At 67.1% G+C, this 1,454-nt stretch carries 1 protein-coding gene; it reads left to right on the top strand.

Features of this window, described 5'->3' with window-relative positions; genetic code table 11:
* On the top strand, positions 1–1,454 hold a 1,454-nt coding region (locus tag ARC39_RS25090; protein ID WP_303645112.1), incomplete at both ends, for a LamG-like jellyroll fold domain-containing protein.

Raw genomic sequence — 1,454 nt, 5'->3', positions numbered from 1 at the left:
GACGCCCTTGAGCTTGGCCGCGGGACGATATCGCTGAGTTTCTCGCTGGACACGCTTTACGGCGACATGGCGCTGATCTCGAAGGACCTGTCGGACAAGAGCGCCGGCGAGTTCACCGTCTGGATCAAGGACGGCACCATCGTCGTGGTGATGGAGGAAGAGGACGGCTACGAATATCTCAAGGTGCCCGACGTGGTGCTTTCGGCCGGCGAGACCTACCATTTCGCGCTGACCTTCGGGAAGGACGGGATCGAGATCTGGCTCAACGGCGAGCTGGCCGCGTCGGAGCCGGAGTTCAAGCTCGGCATCGCCCGTAACGACGCCCCGCTGGTGGTCGGCGGGTCGCGCGCCTGGCGCTCCGACAAGACCGACGAGGCCCACAGCCTGTTCAACGGCACCATCGGCGACGTGCAGATCTACAACCGCCAGCTCGGCGAGGGCGATATCGCCGCACTGGCCGCCGACGCCTCGGCGCGCCTTGGCATGTCGGCCACCATGGCCAACACCATGGCCGACCTGATGCCCGCTTTCGAGCAGATGCACCACGGCTCCGACACGCTCAAGGAGATCGCCTCCGGCTACGGCCTCTCCGAGCACGGCCACTTGATGCGCACGGTCGCGATGAAGCGCGCCGGCAAGGCCGACAACGACATGGCGGGCACCGAGGGCGCCGACGGGCTCGACGGCGGGCGCGGCAACGACACGCTCGACGGCAAGGGCGGGCGCGACATCCTGCAGGGCGGCTACGGCAACGACACGCTGCGCGGCGGCGACGGCGCGGACATCCTCGACGGCGGCCACGGCGAGGACCGGCTGATCGGCGGCGCCGGCGACGACCTGCTGATCTCCCGCTCCGATGCCCGCGAGCCGAAGATCGCCTACGTCAAGGGCCGCGACGAGGGCGACCCCTACAACGAGCTGACCAAGGGCAAGCTCTACGCCAAGCAGCCGCTCAACGCCGACGACGCGATGATCGGCGGCGCGGGCGCGGACATCTTCTACTTCCAGACCCTGATCAACGCCAAGAAACGCTACATCGAGAAGCACACCAACGACGACGGCACGATCAACTGGCACGGCGTGGCCGGCGAGAACGACAAGCTGCACGACCACTGGGTCGACAGCATCGGCGGCGACGTGGTGATGGATTACAGCCGCGCCGAGGGCGACCGGCTGGTCGTCGAGGGCCACACCACGCGCATCTGGTCGATCAGCTACAGCGATTCCAACGGCGACGGCGTGATGGACCGCTCGCGCATCGTGCTCTACTCCGAGCAGGGCTCCGGCGGCGGCGCCCACAACCAGGACAAGCTCGGCGTCATCACCGTCTACGGCGACCTCGTCAAGCATTCCGACATCGAAACCACCGCCGCCCCCGCCTACGGCATCGTCGCCTCCTCGAAGGACATCGCAGAGGCCGTCAAACCAACAGACGCCGCAAAAGAACGCGGGAA

It is taken from the genome of Tropicimonas marinistellae (genome assembly GCF_001509585.1).
Classification (GTDB): Bacteria; Pseudomonadota; Alphaproteobacteria; order Rhodobacterales; family Rhodobacteraceae; genus Tropicimonas; species Tropicimonas marinistellae.
Note: the sequence above shows the minus strand (reverse complement) of the source record. Positions and strands in the feature narration are given on the sequence as shown.